The organism is Exiguobacterium sp. 8A, assembly GCF_902506275.1.
GTDB lineage: Bacteria > Bacillota > Bacilli > Exiguobacteriales > Exiguobacteriaceae > Exiguobacterium > Exiguobacterium profundum.
In genome coordinates, this window is the sequence record NZ_LR733630.1 from 1,926,659 (window position 1) to 1,945,000 (window position 18,342).

General features: G+C 48.9%; 15 protein-coding genes, 8 tRNA genes and 2 rRNA genes (1 of these 25 running past the window's edge). All 25 read right to left on the bottom strand.

Annotation, left to right across the window (positions count from 1 at the left end; genetic code table 11):
* Positions 1 to 66 precede the first annotated feature (66 nt).
* Positions 67 to 2,721 carry an MMPL family transporter gene (locus tag GVY42_RS09940; protein WP_012727628.1) on the bottom strand — a complete coding sequence of 885 codons (2,655 nt, stop codon included), beginning with the start codon at positions 2,719 to 2,721 and terminating at the stop codon, positions 67 to 69.
* Positions 2,722 to 2,724: 3 nt separating this feature from the next.
* Entirely contained in the window at positions 2,725 to 3,168 is a 444-nt protein-coding gene (locus GVY42_RS09945; RefSeq protein ID WP_159563141.1) for a MarR family winged helix-turn-helix transcriptional regulator, read from the bottom strand.
* An 84-nt stretch (positions 3,169 to 3,252) separates the two neighbouring features.
* Positions 3,253 to 3,759, bottom strand: a complete 507-nt coding sequence (locus GVY42_RS09950; RefSeq protein ID WP_159563142.1) for a GNAT family N-acetyltransferase — start codon at positions 3,757 to 3,759, stop codon at positions 3,253 to 3,255.
* Positions 3,760 to 3,778: 19 nt separating this feature from the next.
* Complete coding sequence (locus tag GVY42_RS09955) at positions 3,779 to 4,735, bottom strand: NAD(P)/FAD-dependent oxidoreductase (protein WP_159563143.1); 957 nt, start codon at positions 4,733 to 4,735, stop codon at positions 3,779 to 3,781.
* A 69-nt stretch (positions 4,736 to 4,804) separates the two neighbouring features.
* Complete coding sequence (locus GVY42_RS09960) at positions 4,805 to 5,491, bottom strand: DUF975 family protein (RefSeq protein WP_159563144.1); 687 nt, start codon at positions 5,489 to 5,491, stop codon at positions 4,805 to 4,807.
* An 81-nt stretch (positions 5,492 to 5,572) separates the two neighbouring features.
* Positions 5,573 to 5,791, bottom strand: a complete 219-nt coding sequence (locus GVY42_RS09965; RefSeq protein ID WP_012727632.1) for a helix-turn-helix transcriptional regulator — start codon at positions 5,789 to 5,791, stop codon at positions 5,573 to 5,575.
* Between the two features lie 10 nt (positions 5,792 to 5,801).
* A complete protein-coding gene (locus GVY42_RS09970; protein WP_159563145.1) occupies positions 5,802 to 6,281 on the bottom strand; it encodes a DUF2975 domain-containing protein in 480 nt (159 codons plus the stop codon).
* 115 nt (positions 6,282 to 6,396) lie between these two features.
* Complete coding sequence (locus GVY42_RS09975; protein WP_159563146.1) at positions 6,397 to 6,960, bottom strand: YdhK family protein; 564 nt, start codon at positions 6,958 to 6,960, stop codon at positions 6,397 to 6,399.
* A 140-nt stretch (positions 6,961 to 7,100) separates the two neighbouring features.
* Positions 7,101 to 8,897 (bottom strand): glutamine--fructose-6-phosphate transaminase (isomerizing), encoded by a 1,797-nt coding sequence (gene glmS, locus GVY42_RS09980; protein ID WP_159563147.1) that lies wholly within the window; start codon positions 8,895 to 8,897, stop codon positions 7,101 to 7,103.
* A 358-nt stretch (positions 8,898 to 9,255) separates the two neighbouring features.
* On the bottom strand, positions 9,256 to 10,614 hold the full coding sequence (glmM, locus tag GVY42_RS09985) for a phosphoglucosamine mutase (RefSeq protein ID WP_078147859.1): 1,359 nt from the start codon (positions 10,612 to 10,614) through the stop codon (positions 9,256 to 9,258).
* A 36-nt stretch (positions 10,615 to 10,650) separates the two neighbouring features.
* Entirely contained in the window at positions 10,651 to 11,931 is a 1,281-nt protein-coding gene (locus tag GVY42_RS09990; RefSeq protein WP_159563148.1) for a YbbR-like domain-containing protein, read from the bottom strand.
* Positions 11,932 to 12,792: a diadenylate cyclase CdaA gene (gene cdaA, locus GVY42_RS09995; protein WP_012727638.1), complete on the bottom strand. Its 861-nt coding sequence runs from the start codon at positions 12,790 to 12,792 to the stop codon at positions 11,932 to 11,934.
* Between the two features lie 127 nt (positions 12,793 to 12,919).
* A complete protein-coding gene (locus GVY42_RS10000) occupies positions 12,920 to 13,555 on the bottom strand; it encodes an RseA family anti-sigma factor (protein WP_078147861.1) in 636 nt (211 codons plus the stop codon).
* Complete coding sequence (sigW, locus tag GVY42_RS10005) at positions 13,552 to 14,127, bottom strand: RNA polymerase sigma factor SigW (protein ID WP_012727640.1); 576 nt, start codon at positions 14,125 to 14,127, stop codon at positions 13,552 to 13,554. Before sigW ends, GVY42_RS10000 begins: the two co-directional genes overlap by 4 nt.
* A gap of 129 nt (positions 14,128 to 14,256) precedes the next feature.
* Complete coding sequence (gene rocF, locus GVY42_RS10010) at positions 14,257 to 15,159, bottom strand: arginase (RefSeq protein ID WP_074035370.1); 903 nt, start codon at positions 15,157 to 15,159, stop codon at positions 14,257 to 14,259.
* Between the two features lie 201 nt (positions 15,160 to 15,360).
* A tRNA-Ala gene (locus GVY42_RS10015) sits at positions 15,361 to 15,436 on the bottom strand.
* Between the two features lie 18 nt (positions 15,437 to 15,454).
* Positions 15,455 to 15,529 (bottom strand) — tRNA-Gly (locus GVY42_RS10020).
* A gap of 6 nt (positions 15,530 to 15,535) precedes the next feature.
* Positions 15,536 to 15,611, bottom strand: a tRNA-Lys gene (locus tag GVY42_RS10025).
* Between the two features lie 5 nt (positions 15,612 to 15,616).
* Positions 15,617 to 15,700, bottom strand: a tRNA-Tyr gene (locus GVY42_RS10030).
* A gap of 6 nt (positions 15,701 to 15,706) precedes the next feature.
* Positions 15,707 to 15,779 (bottom strand) — tRNA-Thr (locus tag GVY42_RS10035).
* Between the two features lie 31 nt (positions 15,780 to 15,810).
* Positions 15,811 to 15,886: transfer RNA gene (locus GVY42_RS10040), tRNA-Val, on the bottom strand.
* Between the two features lie 4 nt (positions 15,887 to 15,890).
* Positions 15,891 to 15,965 (bottom strand) — tRNA-Glu (locus tag GVY42_RS10045).
* Positions 15,966 to 15,970: 5 nt separating this feature from the next.
* Positions 15,971 to 16,045 (bottom strand) — tRNA-Asn (locus GVY42_RS10050).
* Positions 16,046 to 16,053: 8 nt separating this feature from the next.
* Positions 16,054 to 16,170: ribosomal RNA gene (rrf, locus tag GVY42_RS10055) — 5S ribosomal RNA — on the bottom strand.
* A gap of 95 nt (positions 16,171 to 16,265) precedes the next feature.
* Positions 16,266 to 18,342 (bottom strand): 23S ribosomal RNA (locus tag GVY42_RS10060) (it continues 1,065 nt past the right edge of the window).

Sequence of the window (18,342 nt, forward strand, 5' to 3'; positions counted from 1 at the left end):
TTCCCGAATCCACCACAATCTATCCCAAAAAACGGATATCTCATCATACGAGACATCCGTTTCTGCTTATGACTTTTTCTTTTGTCGGAATGGCCACCAGACACCATCGCCAAATGAAATCGTAATGGCTGGGATCAAGAGGGGTAACACAATCAAGCCATACAATAACAAACCGGTGATGACGATTGTCGCGATTTGGACGAGACTGAGCACGCCTGACGGAATCATGGCACCGAACGTCCCGGCGAGGATGACCGCGGCGGTCATAATGACGGTACCCATCTTCGTCATCGAGTGGATGAGCGCCTCACGGACCGTCTTCCCATTGATTGTCTCTTCCCGGAATCGATCTAACAAGAAGATGGAGTAGTCAATTCCAAGGGCAATCAACATGACAAAGCCAAAGAACGGAACGGCCCAGCTAATTCCGTCATAGCCGAGTCCTTCTACAAAGATCAGCTCTGTGATTGCCGCTGACGTATAGTACGTCAAGAGAAGCGAAGCAATCATATAGAGTGGCATGATCATCGAGCGGAACAGTGCTGTCAAAACGATGAACAACGTCACGAGCATGATGGCTACCGTTCGATTGAAATCATTCGTCGATGTTTCATTTAAATCGCTATTGATACTTGAGATCCCGGCATATCCGATGGTCGCATCCGCATACGGTGTTCCCGTCACGGCACGATTCATCGTCTCTTTGATTGTCTCAACGGTATCAATCGCTTCTGGCGAATACGGGTCCATCTCTAAGACGACCTCGAGCTGAGTCGCCATTCCTTCATCGAAGACATATCGTTCGACTGCAGGTGAGAACTCATCTGATGTGAGCGTCCCTTCCGGAAGATACACGCCTGTCTCCCGAAGCGCATCTGCTTCACTCAACTGTTGTAAGAACGAAACGGCTTCGCCGAGACCAGACTCAATTTGTCCTAGCCCGTCGTTCGCTTCCGCGACACCTGTCGCCAGTTGCGCTAACCCGCTACCAAGTTCACCGACCTGAGAACCTTGTGCATTTAATGCGGACGCCGCTTCGTTGATTCCTGACTCAATTTGTGTGAGACCGGCTGATACTTGACCGAGCTGTCCGACTGCGGCCGGGATGTTTTGAGTCGCTGTCAATCCTTGCCCGATGAGACCAAGTTGACCATTCAACTGATTCAGCCCCGCTGCTGCTTCTGCAAGCGGTGCCCCAGCATTGGTTGAACCGCTTGGTAGTTGTCCAACAATCCCGTTCAATCCTTGCTCAATCTCATCCAATCCAGTTTGAACATCCCCGAGACCCGTCTGCGCTTCAGACAAGCCATCGCTGACTTCACTGAGCTGCGTATCGACATAAAAATCGTCGATGACTTCACCAGTAGGACGTGTGAGCGCACGGACACCATTCACACCTTCGACTTTTTCAAGCTCACTTGCAAACTTTTCGATATAGGGAACTTCTGATTCTGTAATGGCTTGATCTTGTCTCAAAATGACTTGTACCGGAAGGGATTCCCCTTGACCGAACCCTTCTGAGATCAAATTCAGTCCACGAACCGAATCGTACCCGTCTCCAATCTCATCGACCGTATTGAACGAACGGGCATCGTCATATGTGAATAAGACAGGTACTGTAATCAACCCGACGACCAAAATCGATACGAACGGGCGATTGACCGACAATCGGCTCAAGCTAGCCCAAAGCTTGCTGTCATGATGCTCGCCTGCCTTTTTCGACGGCCAAAACAGTCGCTGTTTGAGCGTCGCCATAAAGAATGGGACGACCGTGAAGAGAATCAGCAGCAACACCGCAATCCCGACTGCGACGGCGACCGCTGATTTAAAGATTGGAAAATCAGCAAATCCGATGGCGGCAAAACCGACGAAGACCGCGAGTCCACTGATGAGGACCGTCCGTCCTGCCGTCTTGTACGTATTGACGATGGCGTCTTCGATGGCATGTCCTGCACTGAGTTCTTCTTTATAACGGCTAAGAAGCAGGATACAGTAGTCTGTCCCAATCCCGAACAAGATGGCGACAAGGAAGATCTGCGTGTAGTTGGACACCGGGAACCCGAACCAATCCACGAAGAACGCGACAAAGGATTGACTCAATAGATAAGTGAATCCGACCGCGATGAGCGGGATGAACGGGGTCACGATGGAACGGAAGACGAGAAGGAGTAATCCAAAAATCAACACGACCGTGATGATTTCTGTCTTTTTCAACCCTTCCTGTGCACTTAGATTCACATCATTGTTAATGATTTCTTCCCCGGTGATATATACTGTCTCCTCTTGCGGGAGCACGTTTTCACGGACATCATCAGCAAACGCATTGATTTCTTCCGTCGTACCTTCTACCGTGATTGGGACGAGGACGATGCGTCCGTCTTCTGAGACAAGCTGTGCCTCTGTCTCCTCGTTTTCGAACGGATCGAGAACATCTGTCACGACCGTTTCATTTTGTTTAAGTTCTTCGATGACACGCGCGACATCTGTTCGCTCCGTCTCTCCGATTGATTCAAACTCATAGACGAGGGAGATGGTCTTGTCACTCTTCCCGGCTTCATCTAAAATCGCTTGTGCGCGTTGTGAGTCCATGTCGTCCGCAAGTTGGAAGCTCCCTGCCTCTTCTGCTTGTTTCGTTAAGTTCGGTGCTGCGACAAATAATGCTGCCGTCAATACGATGAGGGAAATGAAAATTCCCCAGCGCCATTGAATGATTTTATGCATGTGTTATTCCTCCCCGATTCGGAGCAATTGCTTTATTTTTCGGAACGTCCGAACAAACTGCTCGATTTCAATTTCGTCTACTTCTCCATCGATGAGGGATTCCACATATCGATAGACGGCACCGTCCACTTCTTCGACGAGCCGTTTCCCTTCTGGGGTCAATTCAATCATTCGTTCCCGTTGATCTTGTCCTCGTCGACTCGTGACGAGTCCTTTTTCGACCAACTTTTTCAGGCGATTCGAGACCGCACTTTTATGGACACCTTGTTTTTGCGCCAATTGCCCAGCAGGAGTTGGTCCAAACTGATCGAGTAACTTCAACAGTTGGAGCTGTTCACGCGAATACTCGCGCCATACGTCTCCCTCCATCGCTTCGATGACATGTTCCGTCCCATGGAACATCACTTCTTCAAACAACTGCACCGCTTCACGCATCAATGCTTTCATTTTTAGTTTACCCCCTAAACTAGATGGTTATAGTTTATGCCCTAAACTAAATGGCGTCAAATAAAAAGACCGATAAGGAGTGCCCTATCGGTTCATAAATCTATATACAAACGTATAAAATGATAAAGTCTGCCCTTCCCATTCAACCTGTCGTACTTGATTGTTACGTGTAAAACCAGCGCGCATCAATACACATTGTGATGCGTGGTGATCGATTAGCGTCTCGGCAATCAGTTCGACATATTCCGGGAGATGGCATACGAGCAGTTGTTGGAGTGCAGAAGTAGCGTATCCACGCCCACTATAATCTTCCCCAATTCGATAACCCACCTCACCGACTCCATCTCTAATCGAATGCACATTCATACGCCCTATGATCGTGTCATTATGCCAAATCAAATAATAGCGCCCTGTACCTTCAATTTGCTCGATTAAAAGACGGTCTAACGCATGACGGAATCCCTGCGGTTCGTAGTATGTATCTCCTCGACTAGGGACAGAGCGTTCGAAGTAAGAACGGTTTTCACATTCAAATAAGTGAAGAGCTGATTGATCGTCAATACTTAACGATTTTAACTTAATCGAGTTCATATCGAAGTCTCCTTGATTTTCAACCTTCTATTGATTCTTGCACCGATTCTGCCACACGTAACCCAGACAGATAGGCACTTTCGAATCGCGTTCGTCCGGATGGATCATCAGCTTCAAGGAAGACATCCCCTGCTAAATAGATGGGATGATGGCTTACTTGATAAAACGGCTCATGCCATACATCTTTCGCTTGCGCGTAACGCCAATGTTTTAACTGCCGTGATTGGATACCGAGGTCTCCGACTTCTTCACGCACTAACCGCTCTATTTCAGCAAGTGTCTCTGCTTCCGGTCGCTCATACCACGCCTCACTCCACGCCTCTTCCATATAGACACTTACGAGTGGTGTCGCAGAGATTCCTTTTTGGCGATTATCGACGATTTTTAATACACCAGGTACCAGTTCTTGATCGAGAATACCGTCTGCTCCAATCTGTACATCACCGGCACATTCAAAAAGACCCACGAACGTCGGCGAATATACGAGACGAAGTAGCGCGGGCTTGATCTGGTCGACCAAACTCCCTAGTAGTTCGAATGACTGTGGAAGCGGTGCCGTCATCACGACTCGATCATATGAACGCGTCGTCACGTCTGTCTTGACCGTGACGGTTCCGTCTTCTTCCACTTGAACGTTCTCCACTCGTTCATTCAACTGTACGGTCAAATCTTCAGCTAAACGCTTAGCGAGGGCATTCATCCCATTAATCGCGACATAACGTGGATAAGGGTCGGCATACCAGACTTGCACCCAGTTCGCATTCATCCACGACCGCACCTCTCGTTCGAGCTCTTTTCCACGCACCGTGAAATATACCGCTCCATGGTCTGCCCGTCCGTCACCGATTCGACGCGTCGCTAAGCGTCCCCCGACGCTTCGACTCTTTTCAATCAGTTCAACGGCATGACCTTGACGCACGAGTTCACGCGCTGCGATGATTCCGCTCAGACCGGCCCCAATCATCCCAATCTTCATTCCGCATTCCCCTTTCTCTTCATGAAGATTGTAGCACGTTCTTTCAATTTACCCTCTGTTTGATATGCTTCAGGCTGGCTTGTTCCATTGTTCGTCGTAAGCCCGACGCGTATCTTCATACATGACAGCGAAGCGCGCAACTACTAACGGACGAACAAGGGAAGTCGCAACTAACAGCGACCAGGATGACAAAATCGGTAATTTGAAAATAATACTTAACGTGAAACCCGTCAAAAAGACCGGAATCATTGGCAGGATCAATTTAAATGCTTCCCACTTCTGTCCACGCATCATCCCACGAGATTTTGTAATTGCTTCTGTTGGGGACAAATGAGGCTCATCTCGCAATATAAAGAAAGTGAATGCGTAAGAAAAGTACTTTATGATTCCTGGAACGATTAGAAGCAGCCCCCACAATAGTTGGAAGAGAACCATGAGTAGGAATGTGGCTAAATTTAAGCGGTAATTCTTCCGAAACGGTTTAAATACATCTTGAAAATGCAATTTCTTATTTCGCACCGTATCTAAAATGATCCAGCTGTATCCGATATACATTGGAAGAGACATCACATATAGGATGAGTCCAACCACACTGATCATCATAAGAATAGTAGAACTGTGTTGGATTCCGTAATACGTCGGATCTATCATAAGCCACACTTCTACTAAAATCGCCATTGCAAAAGACCAACCGATGAGTTTCCCCGTTTTTCCTTTCAAGGCCTCATGTGTCCGTTCTGTCCATGTTTGAATCATTCTACATCTCCCCCTGACTGATACTTTTATATACGGAGCATAGTAAGCACACGTTTCAAATTCATATAAAAAAGCAGAGATTCACTCTGCTCGTTCGTCCGCTCGATATTCCAATATGTCTCCCGGCTGACAGTCGAGTGCTTCGCAAATCGCTTCAAGTGTCGAGAAACGAATCGCTTTGGCCTTTCCGTTTTTCAATATCGATAAGTTCGCCATCGTGATCCCGACTCGTTCCGACAGTTCCGTCACACTCATTTTCCGTTTCGCCAACATCACATCCAGATTCACAATCATCGCCATTTCTCTCACCTCATACCGTCAAATCGATTTCTTGTTTCATGTCGATGGCGCGCTTCAATAGTTTCTGTAACAACTCAGCGAAAACCGCAATGACAAATGCGGCGAAGACGAAGACGAATCCGATGACTAAAAATCCTGGCGAGTCGTCACGCTCAGCGAACCAATAGAAGAACGGGAGTGTCGCCATATAGATGGCCGTGATGGTCAACGCACAATATTTAATGACACGAAGTGCTTTCACCGACCGATAGGAGAATGCCTCATTCCGATCAATCAATCCAAGTAAGATGAATGACTGTGACAAGGCAACGAAAAAGGGAATCGCTGCTACATACACCCCTCCAATAATCGGTCGCATCGAATTTGCAATCCATCCTCCGCTCTCCACCGCCTCTCGCCAAAGGAAAGGGAGTAAAAAGATACAGGCCGCGAGAATCGGGAGCGACAAGACAATCACTGCTAGTTTCAAAAAGATGGTTTCCCGTTTCATCTGCCAAACACCTCATTTAGTTGTATTTTCTTTATCATATGCTATGATTTATCGTTTATCAATAAATATTTATCGAAAAAAATAGACCACGAGATGTACTCGAGGTCTATCACATTCATTTCATTGCTTCTAATTCACTTTCGGTCACCCATTTATGGTTTGTGACCTCTTCCCCGTCTTTGGTCGTGTAATCAACCATGTAAACGGTCGTCTCTTCCGCTGTATCGATTGTCGCTTCTGCGCCGTCCATCCCTTCCATATGGTCGGCGGCCAATACGACCTCATCCCCTTCAGACAACGGTTCCTCATCTGGATTGTCCAATTCTTCGTGAATCACCCATTTGTGATCCTCTACCGGGTCACCGCCTGTTGTCGGTGTATAGCTGACGGCGTAGACGGTCGTATCGTACGCACCGACAATCGTGGCCTCCACACCTTCCATCCCTGGCATGTGATCCGCTGTCATCATCGCGGTTGATCCGACTGGAAAAGTCGGATCACTGGCTTCCATCAGCCCGTCTGGAACTTCTCCAGACCCGGAGTGATCCATCGCTGAATGGTCCATGCTTTGCTCTTCTGACATCTCCATCGATGTGTCCTCTGCCGTATCCCCACAAGCGGCCAATGATGTCGCGAGAATCATGACACCGAGACCTGTCATCCATTTCTTCTGTTTCATCGAATCTCTCCTTCTCTTCATTTTCATGTTGAGTGTACCCGTTCCGGAGAATGAACAGACATATTTGAGAACATTACGATGATTTGTTAACTCATTGCAACAAAAAAGACCAAAATCCCGAAAGATTTTGGTCTTGAACATTATTCAACCGTTACAGACTTCGCCAAGTTACGTGGCTTGTCGACATCGCAGTCACGAGCAAGTGCTGCATAGTACGAGATGAGTTGAAGTGGAAGAACCGTCACGAGTGGCGTGAGAAGTGGTTCAACACGTGGAAGAACGAATGCATCGTTCTCATGCTCCATTCCTTCCATTGAAATCGTACATGCGATGGCACCACGCGCCACAACTTCCTTGATGTTTCCACGGATGTTGAGGTGTGTGTTTGGTTGAGACACGAGCGTGATGACCGGTGTCCCGTCTTCAATCAAGGCGATCGGACCGTGTTTGAGTTCCCCACCTGGGTACCCTTCTGCTTGGATATATGAAATCTCTTTCAGCTTCAATGCGCCTTCGAGACCTACATATGAATCCAATCCACGTCCGAGGAAGAATGCGTTACGTGACTCTTTCAAGAACTTATCTGCAAGCTCTTCAAAGATTTCTTTTTGTGCCATGATCGAGTCCATCGTTGTCGCAACGAGTGCAAGTTCTTGCATGAGATCAAACGGGAGTTTCTTCCCGTTCGCACGAGCGATGTCGTATGCGAGAATTGCGAGGACGGCAATCTGTGCCGTGTATGCTTTCGTCGACGCGACCGCGATCTCTGGTCCTGCGTGGAGGAGCATCGTCTCGTTCGCTTCACGTGACAATGTCGATCCTGCCACGTTCGTTAACGTGAGCGCTTTATGGCCCAATTTTTTCACTTCGACGAGGACGGCACGGCTGTCCGCTGTCTCACCTGATTGTGAGATGAAGAGGAAGAGTGGCTTCTCTGTCAAAAGTGGCATGTTGTAACCGAACTCTGATGCGACGTGTACTTCAGTCGGTACACCTGCAACGCGCTCAATCAATTGCTTCCCGACAAGACCAGCGTGGTAACTTGTACCACATGCGACGATATAGACGCGGTCTGCTTCCGAGACGAGTTCACGCACGCCTTCTGCGAGCTCGATGTCGCCGTTCTCGTTCTGGTAGTGCTGGATGATGTTACGGATGACGGCTGGCTGTTCGTCCATCTCTTTCAACATGTAGTGCGCGTACGTGCCCTTCTCGATGTCTGACGCATCGATTTCGGCCGTGTATGGTGCACGCTCGAGTACTTCGCCGTCGAGCGTCTTAATCGTCGCCGCCTCACGTGTGAGGATGACGATCTCGCCATCGTGGAGCTCGAGGTACTGGTCTGTCACCTGGAGCATCGCCATCGCGTCTGATGCGACGACGTTGAACGTGCCGTCACCAAGTCCGACGAGGAGCGGTGACTTGTTCTTCCCGATATAGAGGCGCTCTTTGTCCTCTGAGTCGATCATTGCGATCGCATACGAACCGTGGAGGTCCGAAAGCGTCTTGCGGAACGCCGCCTCGACGTCGCCGAGCTCGACGAAGTGCTTCTCCATGAGCTGGACGATGACTTCCGTGTCCGTCTCTGAAAGGAACGGGACGTCGAGCGTCTTCTTGATGAGCTCGTCGTTCTCGATTACGCCGTTATGCACGAGCGTGAAGCGTCCTGTCGTGCTTTGGTGCGGGTGGGCGTTCGGTACGCTCGGTACCCCGTGTGTTGCCCAACGTGTGTGGCCGATTCCAATCGTGCCGTCTACTTCTGCTGGGATGATTTCGCGTAGCGCAGCAATGCGACCGACTTCTTTGTGAACGTTGACATTCTCATGCATCAACGCAAGACCTGCCGAGTCATAACCACGGTACTCGAGTTTTTCAAGACCTTTGAGAAGGACTTCCTTCGCTCCGGTATTCCCAATCATTCCTACAATTCCACACATAAACAAATCTCCTCTATTCTTCGATTTCTCGAAAAAGGAAACGGGCTTTTTCTAAGAGCTGTCAGTACACGCTTCTTTGTCCGTCCGGTCGCCCGGGCGTTTTAAAAGCATGTTTGTCGTCGTGACAGGCGACGAGGAGGCATCCGCCGAAATCTCGATAACCTCCAACCTCGTCAACTCCGCAGAGTTCTGGCGCTTGTTCGTACTCTTGTGTCCTTCCGTTTCCAAGGTCACGCTCTTAATAGTACAAATCACACCCCCATTCGTCAAGAAAATCCGCTGTTTTCTCGATGACAAAACGGAAACAAAAAGGGAATCCGATGTGGATTCCCTTGTGTTATTCCCGGTTTTGAAAATTTTATCCGTCTACACCGTAATCTTCGCGTACGACTTGTGCGATTTTTTCAACGTAACGGTCACACTCTTCCGCTGTCGGGGCTTCAGCCATGACACGAACAAGTGGTTCTGTACCTGATGCACGGACGAGGATTCGACCGTTTCCGGCCATTTCCGCTTCCGCTTCTTGAATCGTTGCCAAGACACGCTCTCCGTTCATCGCATCGTTTTTATTCGTCACACGAATGTTCACGAGCTTTTGCGGATAAACTGGCATCTCTGCCGCTAATTCAGACAGTTTACGCCCTGTCGATTTCACGATTTCTGCCAATTGCACACCAGATAACATACCGTCACCCGTTGTCGAGTGATCGAGGAAAATCAAATGACCTGATTGTTCGCCACCGAGTGTATATTGATGTTTTTTCATTTCTTCAACGACATAGCGGTCGCCAACTGCTGTTTGAAGCGCCGTCATGCCCGCTTCTTCAACGGCTTTATGGAAACCGAGGTTACTCATGACCGTCGCGACAATCGTGTTGTCTTTGAGACGCCCTTTTTCACTCAAGTATTTTCCGCAAATATACATGATCTTGTCTCCGTCGACGATTTCACCGTTCTCGTCAATCGCAATCAAACGGTCTCCATCCCCATCAAAGGCAAGGCCCATGTCCGCTCCTTTTTCACGGACGAATTCAGCCAAATGCTCAGGGTGTGTCGACCCGACACCTTCATTGATATTTAAACCGTTTGGCGAGTTTCCGATCGTCGACACATTTGCTTCTAAGTCTGCAAACAGTCGAGCCGCAAGACCACTCGTCGCTCCATGTGCACAGTCGAGTGCGATGTGAAGACCATCAAAGTCTTCTTCTACCGTTTGTTTCAACATTTGAAGATACTTTTGCGCGCCTTCGTAGTAATCCGATACGAAACCGAGATCTTTACCTGTCGGACGCGGGAGCGTATCTTCCGCAGCATCTAAGATGTCTTCAATTTCTTGCTCGGTTGCATCGTCTAATTTGAAACCATCGCTACCGAAGAATTTGATTCCGTTATCCGCCACAGGGTTATGCGATGCTGAAATCATGACACCTGCCGTCGCGTCGAGCGATTTCGTCAAGTAAGCGACTCCAGGTGTTGAGATGACACCGAGACGCATCACTTCTGCACCGATTGAGAGAAGACCCGCAATCAATGCACCTTCAAGCATATGTCCTGAAATCCGTGTGTCACGACCGATCAACACTTTCGGCTGTTCGCCTTCTGGCAAATGTTTCGACAACACGTAGCCACCCGCACGACCTAAACGATATGCTAATTCCGCAGTTAACTCAGAGTTGGCAACACCGCGAACTCCATCTGTTCCAAAATATTTACCCATAAGATTAAATCCTCACTTTTGTATGATTGAACATCTTTATTGAATGGAAGATGTTTCTGTTTCTTCATCGACACTCGTCAATTGAACATCGATTGTCTTTGGCGAGATCACGGTCACGCCTTTTGGTACTTCATAATCTGCATCGACCGCATGTGTTCCGCTCGGCAATCCGGTCAGATCTAACGTCACGTTGACACTGTTTGATGAGATGCTTTCAAGAAGGGAACGTTTGCCCGAGAGCGTCACGCTGACCACTTCTTGCGTTTGAATCGTGTAATTCGTCCGGTCATATCCACGGACAGTGATGGGGACGGTCAACCGAATCCGCTCTGTCAATTCACCCGTGTCATCTTTCGTCTCATCATTTGGACGAACGAGCACCTGGACTTCTACTTCTTTTTTACCGAGTGAAGTCGCTCCTTCCGGAAGACGAAGGGTAGCGGTCACTTTTCCCGACTTCGTTAAATCGTCAAGTTCAATCGGTTCTGTCTCCACTTGCTGGAGTTCATCTAGCACCGCTTTTGGTGCAAAGACACGGACTTCCGTCTCACCTAGCAACGTATCAACTAAGCGGAAATCGTCTGCCACCTCTCCGCTCGTGACGACCTCGATTGGAATCATCGCGCTCTCGTCATAAATCGGTACGGTGACATTGATGATATTCGGATCGACCGACACGTTCAACGGATTTCCATTCGCATCTAAAATGGTCGGTGGAATTTCTCGTGTGAACGTCTGACTTTGATTGGCAACATCCACATTCAACGTGATTTCTTTGACGTTTTGAATCCGACTCGCACCACCTGTGACTTTTACAGTCGACGGTTCGATTTCGACATCGCCCGCGACTTTTCCGTCCGGTAATTGATCTTTGTTCAACAGATTCACGGACACAGGGACTTCAATCGTTTGTTTCCGATCGATATAGATTTCGACAGTCTCTCGATCTAGTTTGACATTGACGTCTCCGCCGAATCCACGCGCTTCGACCGGGACACGATGGAATCCGGTGCCAAGATTGGTCAAATCGACGAACACCTGATAATCTTTCACCAATTTCGTCATCGTTAAACTACTAGATGGCCCTTGAAGCTCGACACCCATCTCTTCCGGAACATTATATGCGACATACTGGACCTCATCAAAAAACACTTCGACCGGCACATCGAGCGTCATGGAACTTTGTCCGACGATTGGCAATGCGCTAGATGCGTTATTCGAAGAACTGGTCTCAGCGACCATTAAGTATAAAAGGACGGCTAAAGCAAGTGCGATGAAGCGGAGAAACCACTTATGTTGTAACCACTGATCAATCACTTACTTATCCCCTCCTTTTTTGCCGAAGAACGAGAGGGTCGCCTCTTTTTCTTCGATGACGAGTTCTTGAATTAATTTATTGCGAAGCGCTTCTTCGTCTAGTTCCCGATACAAGCGGCCCGCGATTGCAAGTGAGACTGCTCCCGTTTCTTCTGAGACGGTAAGAGTGACGCTATCCGTCACTTCACTGACCCCGATGGCTGCTCGGTGACGTGTCCCGAGTGCTTTATCGATGTGCGGGCTTTCCGAAAGCGGTAAATAGCAAGCTGCCGCCGCAATTTTCCCGTCCTGAATAATCATCGCGCCATCATGAAGCGGCGTATTCGGAATGAATAAGTTAATAATCAACTGGGATGTGATATGCGAGTCCATACGAATGCCGGTCTCCACATACTCGTTTAATCCCGTATCGCGTTCAATCGCAATCAATGCACCGATTCGCCGTTTTGACATGTACTGTGCGGAACTGACGATGGCTTCAATCATTTGTCGTTGTTGCTCCTCATCACTTGTTCCCGTACGACTGAATAAGTTACTCGTTCGTCCGAGATGTTCAAGACCACGTCTCAACTCTGGCTGAAAAATGATGATAATTCCGAGGAGACCGTACGTGATCACCTGATTTAGCAAGAACTGGAGCGTTTTCAATCCGAAGAAACCGCTCAAGAACCAACTGACTAGAATGATGGAAATCCCTTTAATTAATTGTACTGCTTTTGTCCCACGCACAATCATCATCAACTTGTAAATGACATACGTGACGACGACGATATCTAAAACATCATTCAAATAATCGTACCAATGTACGTTTTCTGAAAGATTTAAAAATGAGAAAAATGATACTTGTTCAAGTAGCGGCAAATGCTCCCCTCCTCAACTACCTAGCTAAATCGTGCAAATTCCATTATATCATCATTTCTATAGATACGCATTGCGTCACGTCAAAACGAAACCAGATTGAAACGAAAAAAAGACGCCGGAAGCGTCTTTAGAAAAGTTGTTTCATCGAGTACCAAATCCATTCGAACATCTGATCGATCTGTTCGAGTTCACCTGTCACTTGACCGGCACTTGCTAAATAGGCACGACCATTGACGGCTGTCGCGTTTCCATTGACGGTACCTTCAATCCGTAAATCGCCACCTTGGACCGTGATGTCTTTTTCAACCGTGACACCGGCCGGGACAATGACTTCATTCTCAGATACGATCACACCTGGTACTTTTGTATAGGTCATCGTCTCTGAAGCGCTGCTCCATAGTCCGAGTGTCGCACTAGACATCAAACTAAAGAACAGTACGGCCGCAATCAAACCTGGGTGCCGTTGCAACCATTGCATTTGTTTCGAATGCGGTTTGCGTTCTTTTCGAACTGATTTTGAAAACGGTACGACGGGATCAGGTGCTGTTTGTACAGGAGTTTCAGGTAAAGCGGCCATCACTCGGGCCGTAAAATCTGCTGATAACTTTGGACGAGGCAATGCTTTCAGTTCTGCGTCGATTCGTTCATATTGTAGATACGATTCATATAATTCATCGTCCTCTAACAATTGACGCAATTCGTCAGATTCTTCGGGCAAAACGCCATCTTCCAAATATTGTTGTACTTTTTCTTCAGGAGTCAATTGAACCCCTCCCTATTTTGAAAGATTGTTTTTAACATTTCTCTTCCCCGGAAGATCCTTGTCTTAACCGTTGCGACCGGCATGTCGATCATCACGCTGATTTCTTTAAGCGACAAATCATCTACATATTTTAATAATAACGGAATGCGATATTTGTCTGGAAGTTGCTTGATTGCCTCATGCATTTCACTTCGAATTTCGCGATGAACCACTTGGGCATCGGGTTGGGGCGCTTCATCAGCTAAGTGGTCTTGATAAGTCAAACCGTCTGTACCCGCAATTTCGGCATCCATCGAATATTCCGGCTTCCGCTTCCTCAATCGGTCGATGGCAACGTTTGTCGTGATTCGATAGAGCCATGTTTTGAACTTATATTGCGCGTCGTACGTATCTATTCGTGTATAGGCACGAATGAACGCCTCTTGGGCAGCGTCCTCCGCTTCGCCACGATCATACAAAATTTTATAGGCGATTGCAAAGACGCCATCCTTGTATAGTTCTACCAGTTCGGCAAACGAATCGTGATTCCCCGCCCTCAATTCATCAACCAAACGGGTGGTCAGCCGTTCCATCAATCCACTTCCCCTCTCCGCTACACATGCGGTCATCTCTATATACGTCTTGATATTGAAATGGTTTCAAAAAATCAAAAAAAGTTTCCATCCCCATTGTAGCAAACGGGTTTGGAAACTGTAAGGAAATCAGACGGTTTCGCCTTCCAATAACAGGTTTTCTTTAGATTTTATAATCGTTTCACATAAGCGATAGGCCAACTGAGCCGTCACGTCATCCCGGTCTAATGCCGGATTTAACTCGACGAGCTCTACTGCGATCAAGTCTTCTGCTTGCATCGCTTCTTTTAAAATCGCTTTGGCTTCGACTTCTGTCAAACCGCCATCAACCGGTGTACCTGTTCCAGGAACGAGGGATGCATCGAGACTATCCATATCGAAACTGATATAAAAACGGTCTACTCGTTCACGAAGATAACTCAATGACTCTTTCATGATAACATCCACGCCACGCGTACGTACTTCTTCTACTGTAATGACTTTGATGCCGAGTCGATTGATTTCATTCATTTCTCCTTCATCGATATCACGCAGGGCAATATAAACTAAATGCTCTGGTGATAGCTTCGGATCACGTCCGCCCACTTCTGTCAGACGCACGTCGCCCATCCCCATCGCTGCCGCAAGTGGCATTCCGTGAATATTCCCCGACGGTGATGTTTCGCCTGTATTTAAGTCAGCGTGAGCATCCACCCAAATGACTCCATAAGGACCTGTTTGAGCCAATCCAGCAAGAGTACCGATTGCCATACTATGATCGCCCCCAACGATCAAAGGGAATCGATTTTCCGAAATTTCACGATGTACGACTTCTGCCAATTCCGTGACGGTATGCAAGACACCATCAACCCGTTTTAAGTGTTCTTCATTTTCTCGAATTTCAGATTCTGGCAAGACACGAATCGTATGTTTGACCGTTTCTGTCGGAAGAAGTTGTTGCATCCCCATTTCATTTAACTTTGTCGGTCCTTGATCGACCCCTAATTTCCCCTGACCGTAACGCAGCGGCACGTGAATATATGACCATTGCATCGCCATTCCCCCTTTATACGCTTGATAGTTAAATTGTAAACGCTATCATTTGTTTGGTTCAACTCGGCAGAATGATGAATAAACATGCAAAAAGGCAGCCTGAATGGTGGCAGGCTGCCTTTCTCTGTACTCTCAATTGAATGGTTCATGGTTTTAGGCAAAAAAAAACTTAAGTCATCACTAACTTAAGAAAAAAACATATGGTGGAGCCTAGCGGGATCGAACCGCTGACCTCCTGCGTGCAAGGCAGGCGCTCTCCCAGCTGAGCTAAGGCCCCAATACAGGGATAAGAATATGGAGCGGAAGACGGGATTCGAACCCGCGACCCCGACCTTGGCAAGGTCGTATTCTACCACTGAACTACTTCCGCAAAAAATGGTGAGCCATGCAGGGCTCGAACCTGCGACCCTCTGATTAAAAGTCAGATGCTCTACCAACTGAGCTAATGGCTCAAACCTGGTGGGGGGGGGCGGATTCGAACCGCCGAACCCGAAGGAGCGGATTTACAGTCCGCCGCGTTTAGCCACTTCGCTACCCCCCCGAGGAGTGCCGGCGAAAGGATTCGAACCCTCGACCCTCTGATTACAAGTCAGATGCTCTACCAACTGAGCTACACCGGCATATATATAGGTTTGATGTAATAAATAAAGATGGTGGAGGATGACGGGATCGAACCGCCGACCCCCTGCTTGTAAGGCAGGTGCTCTCCCAGCTGAGCTAATCCTCCATATTGGTGACCCGTACGGGATTCGAACCCGTGTTACCGCCGTGAAAGGGCGGTGTCTTAACCGCTTGACCAACGGGCCTAAATTGGCTCCGCAAGTAGGATTTGAACCTACGACCTACCGGTTAACAGCCGGTTGCTCTACCACTGAGCTATTGCGGAACGATCTTGCCTGGCAACGTCCTATCCTCACAGGGGGAGATCCCCCAACTACTTTCGGCGCTGAGACGCTTAACTTCCGTGTTCGGCATGGGAACGGGTGTGGCCGTCTCGCTATCGCCACCAGACAAAATGAATATTAACACCGCGTCATACGCATGTCAATATTGTTTTAGGGTTTGTTCCCTGAAAACTGAGGATTCATCAACACAAACCATTAGACTAGATCAAAGCCTCGACCGATTAGTATCATTCAGCTCCACGTGTCACCACGCTTCCACCCATGACCTATCTACCTCATCGTCTCTGAGGGGTCTTTCTTGATTGCTCAAAGGGAAATCTCATCTCGGAGGGGGCTTCATGCTTAGATGCTTTCAGCACTTATCCCGTCCGCACGTAGCTACCCAGCGGTGCTCCTGGCGGAACAACTGGTACACCAGCGGTGCGTCCATCCCGGTCCTCTCGTACTAAGGACAGCTCTCCTCAAATTTCCTNCGCCACGCTTCCACCCATGACCTATCTACCTCATCGTCTCTGAGGGGTCTTTCTTGATTGCTCAAAGGGAAATCTCATCTCGGAGGGGGCTTCATGCTTAGATGCTTTCAGCACTTATCCCGTCCGCACGTAGCTACCCAGCGGTGCTCCTGGCGGAACAACTGGTACACCAGCGGTGCGTCCATCCCGGTCCTCTCGTACTAAGGACAGCTCTCCTCAAATTTCCTACGCCCACGACGGATAGGGACCGAACTGTCTCACGACGTTCTGAACCCAGCTCGCGTACCGCTTTAATGGGCGAACAGCCCAACCCTTGGGACCTACTCCAGCCCCAGGATGCGATGAGCCGACATCGAGGTGCCAAACCTCCCCGTCGATGTGGACTCTTGGGGGAGATCAGCCTGTTATCCCCAGGGTAGCTTTTATCCGTTGAGCGATGGCCCTTCCATGCGGAACCACCGGATCACTAAGCCCGACTTTCGTCCCTGCTCGACTTGTAGGTCTCGCAGTCAAGCTCCCTTCTGCCTTTGCACTCTTCGAATGATTTCCAACCATTCTGAGGGAACCTTTGGGCGCCTCCGTTACTGTTTAGGAGGCGACCGCCCCAGTCAAACTACCCGCCTGACACGGTCCTCCAGCCGGATCACGGCTGCGAGTTAGAGACTCTATACGCAAAGGGTGGTATCCCAAGGGTGTCTCCACCGAAGCTGGCGCTCCGGCTTCACAAACTCCCACCTATCCTGTACATCGCGTACAAAGCCTCAATATCAGGCTGTAGTAAAGCTCCATGGGGTCTTTCCGTCCTGTCGCGGGTAACCTGCATCTTCACAGGTACTATGATTTCACCGGGTCTCTCGTTGAGACAGTGCCCAAATCGTTACGCCTTTCGTGCGGGTCGGAACTTACCCGACAAGGAATTTCGCTACCTTAGGACCGTTATAGTTACGGCCGCCGTTTACTGGGGCTTCGGTTCAGTGCTTCTCTTGCGATGACACATCCCCTTAACCTTCCAGCACCGGGCAGGCGTCAGCCCCTATACTTCATCTTGCGATTTAGCAGAGACCTGTGTTTTTGCTAAACAGTCGTTTGGGCCTATTCACTGCGGCTTATGTTGCCATAAGCGTCCCTTCTCCCGAAGTTACGGGACCATTTTGCCGAGTTCCTTAACGAGAGTTATCCCGCGCGTCTTAGAATTCTCATCTCGCCTACCTGTGTCGGTTTGCGGTACTGGCGCCGACCTCCTCACTAGAGGCTTTTCTTGGCAGCGTGAAATCCGGTGCTTCGCCCTACGGGCTCCACGTCACAGCTCAACCTTGTATGCCGGGCGGATTTGCCAACCCGACGGCCTCGCTGCTTGTCCGTGCACTTCCAGTCGCACGGTCACCTTATCCTTCTGCGTCCCCCCATCGTTCAAACGGTGGTACGGCGGTACAGGAATATCGACCTGTTGTCCATCGCCTACGCCTTTCGGCCTCGGCTTAGGTCCAGACTAACCCTGAGCGGACGAGCCTTCCTCAGGAAACCTTAGGCTTTCGACGGAGGGGATTCTCACCCCTCTTTTCGCTACTCACACCGGCATTCTCACTTCCAAGCGCTCCACGGCTCCTCACGATACCGCTTCACTGCTGCTTGGAACGCTCTCCTACCATCCCTTACGGGATCCATAGCTTCGGTGGTATGTTTAGCCCCGTTACATTTTCGGCGCGGCGCCACTCGACTAGTGAGCTATTACGCACTCTTTGAATGGTGGCTGCTTCTAAGCCAACATCCTAGTTGTCTGTGCAGCGCCACATCCTTTTCCACTT

What these genes read in the sequence shown, in the direction of transcription:
- GVY42_RS09940 (WP_012727628.1), bottom strand. Translation starts at nt 2,721, where the DNA reads ATGCATAAAATCATTCAATGGCGCTGGGGAATTTTCATTTCCCTCATC.
- GVY42_RS09945 (WP_159563141.1), bottom strand. Translation starts at nt 3,168, where the DNA reads ATGAAAGCATTGATGCGTGAAGCGGTGCAGTTGTTTGAAGAAGTGATG.
- GVY42_RS09950 (WP_159563142.1), bottom strand. Translation starts at nt 3,759, where the DNA reads ATGAACTCGATTAAGTTAAAATCGTTAAGTATTGACGATCAATCAGCT.
- GVY42_RS09955 (WP_159563143.1), bottom strand. Translation starts at nt 4,735, where the DNA reads ATGAAGATTGGGATGATTGGGGCCGGTCTGAGCGGAATCATCGCAGCG.
- GVY42_RS09960 (WP_159563144.1), bottom strand. Translation starts at nt 5,491, where the DNA reads ATGATTCAAACATGGACAGAACGGACACATGAGGCCTTGAAAGGAAAA.
- GVY42_RS09965 (WP_012727632.1), bottom strand. Translation starts at nt 5,791, where the DNA reads ATGGCGATGATTGTGAATCTGGATGTGATGTTGGCGAAACGGAAAATG.
- GVY42_RS09970 (WP_159563145.1), bottom strand. Translation starts at nt 6,281, where the DNA reads ATGAAACGGGAAACCATCTTTTTGAAACTAGCAGTGATTGTCTTGTCG.
- GVY42_RS09975 (WP_159563146.1), bottom strand. Translation starts at nt 6,960, where the DNA reads ATGAAACAGAAGAAATGGATGACAGGTCTCGGTGTCATGATTCTCGCG.
- glmS (WP_159563147.1), bottom strand. Translation starts at nt 8,897, where the DNA reads ATGTGTGGAATTGTAGGAATGATTGGGAATACCGGAGCGAAGGAAGTC.
- glmM (WP_078147859.1), bottom strand. Translation starts at nt 10,614, where the DNA reads ATGGGTAAATATTTTGGAACAGATGGAGTTCGCGGTGTTGCCAACTCT.
- sigW (WP_012727640.1), bottom strand. Translation starts at nt 14,127, where the DNA reads ATGGAACGGCTGACCACCCGTTTGGTTGATGAATTGAGGGCGGGGAAT.
- rocF (WP_074035370.1), bottom strand. Translation starts at nt 15,159, where the DNA reads ATGCAATGGTCATATATTCACGTGCCGCTGCGTTACGGTCAGGGGAAA.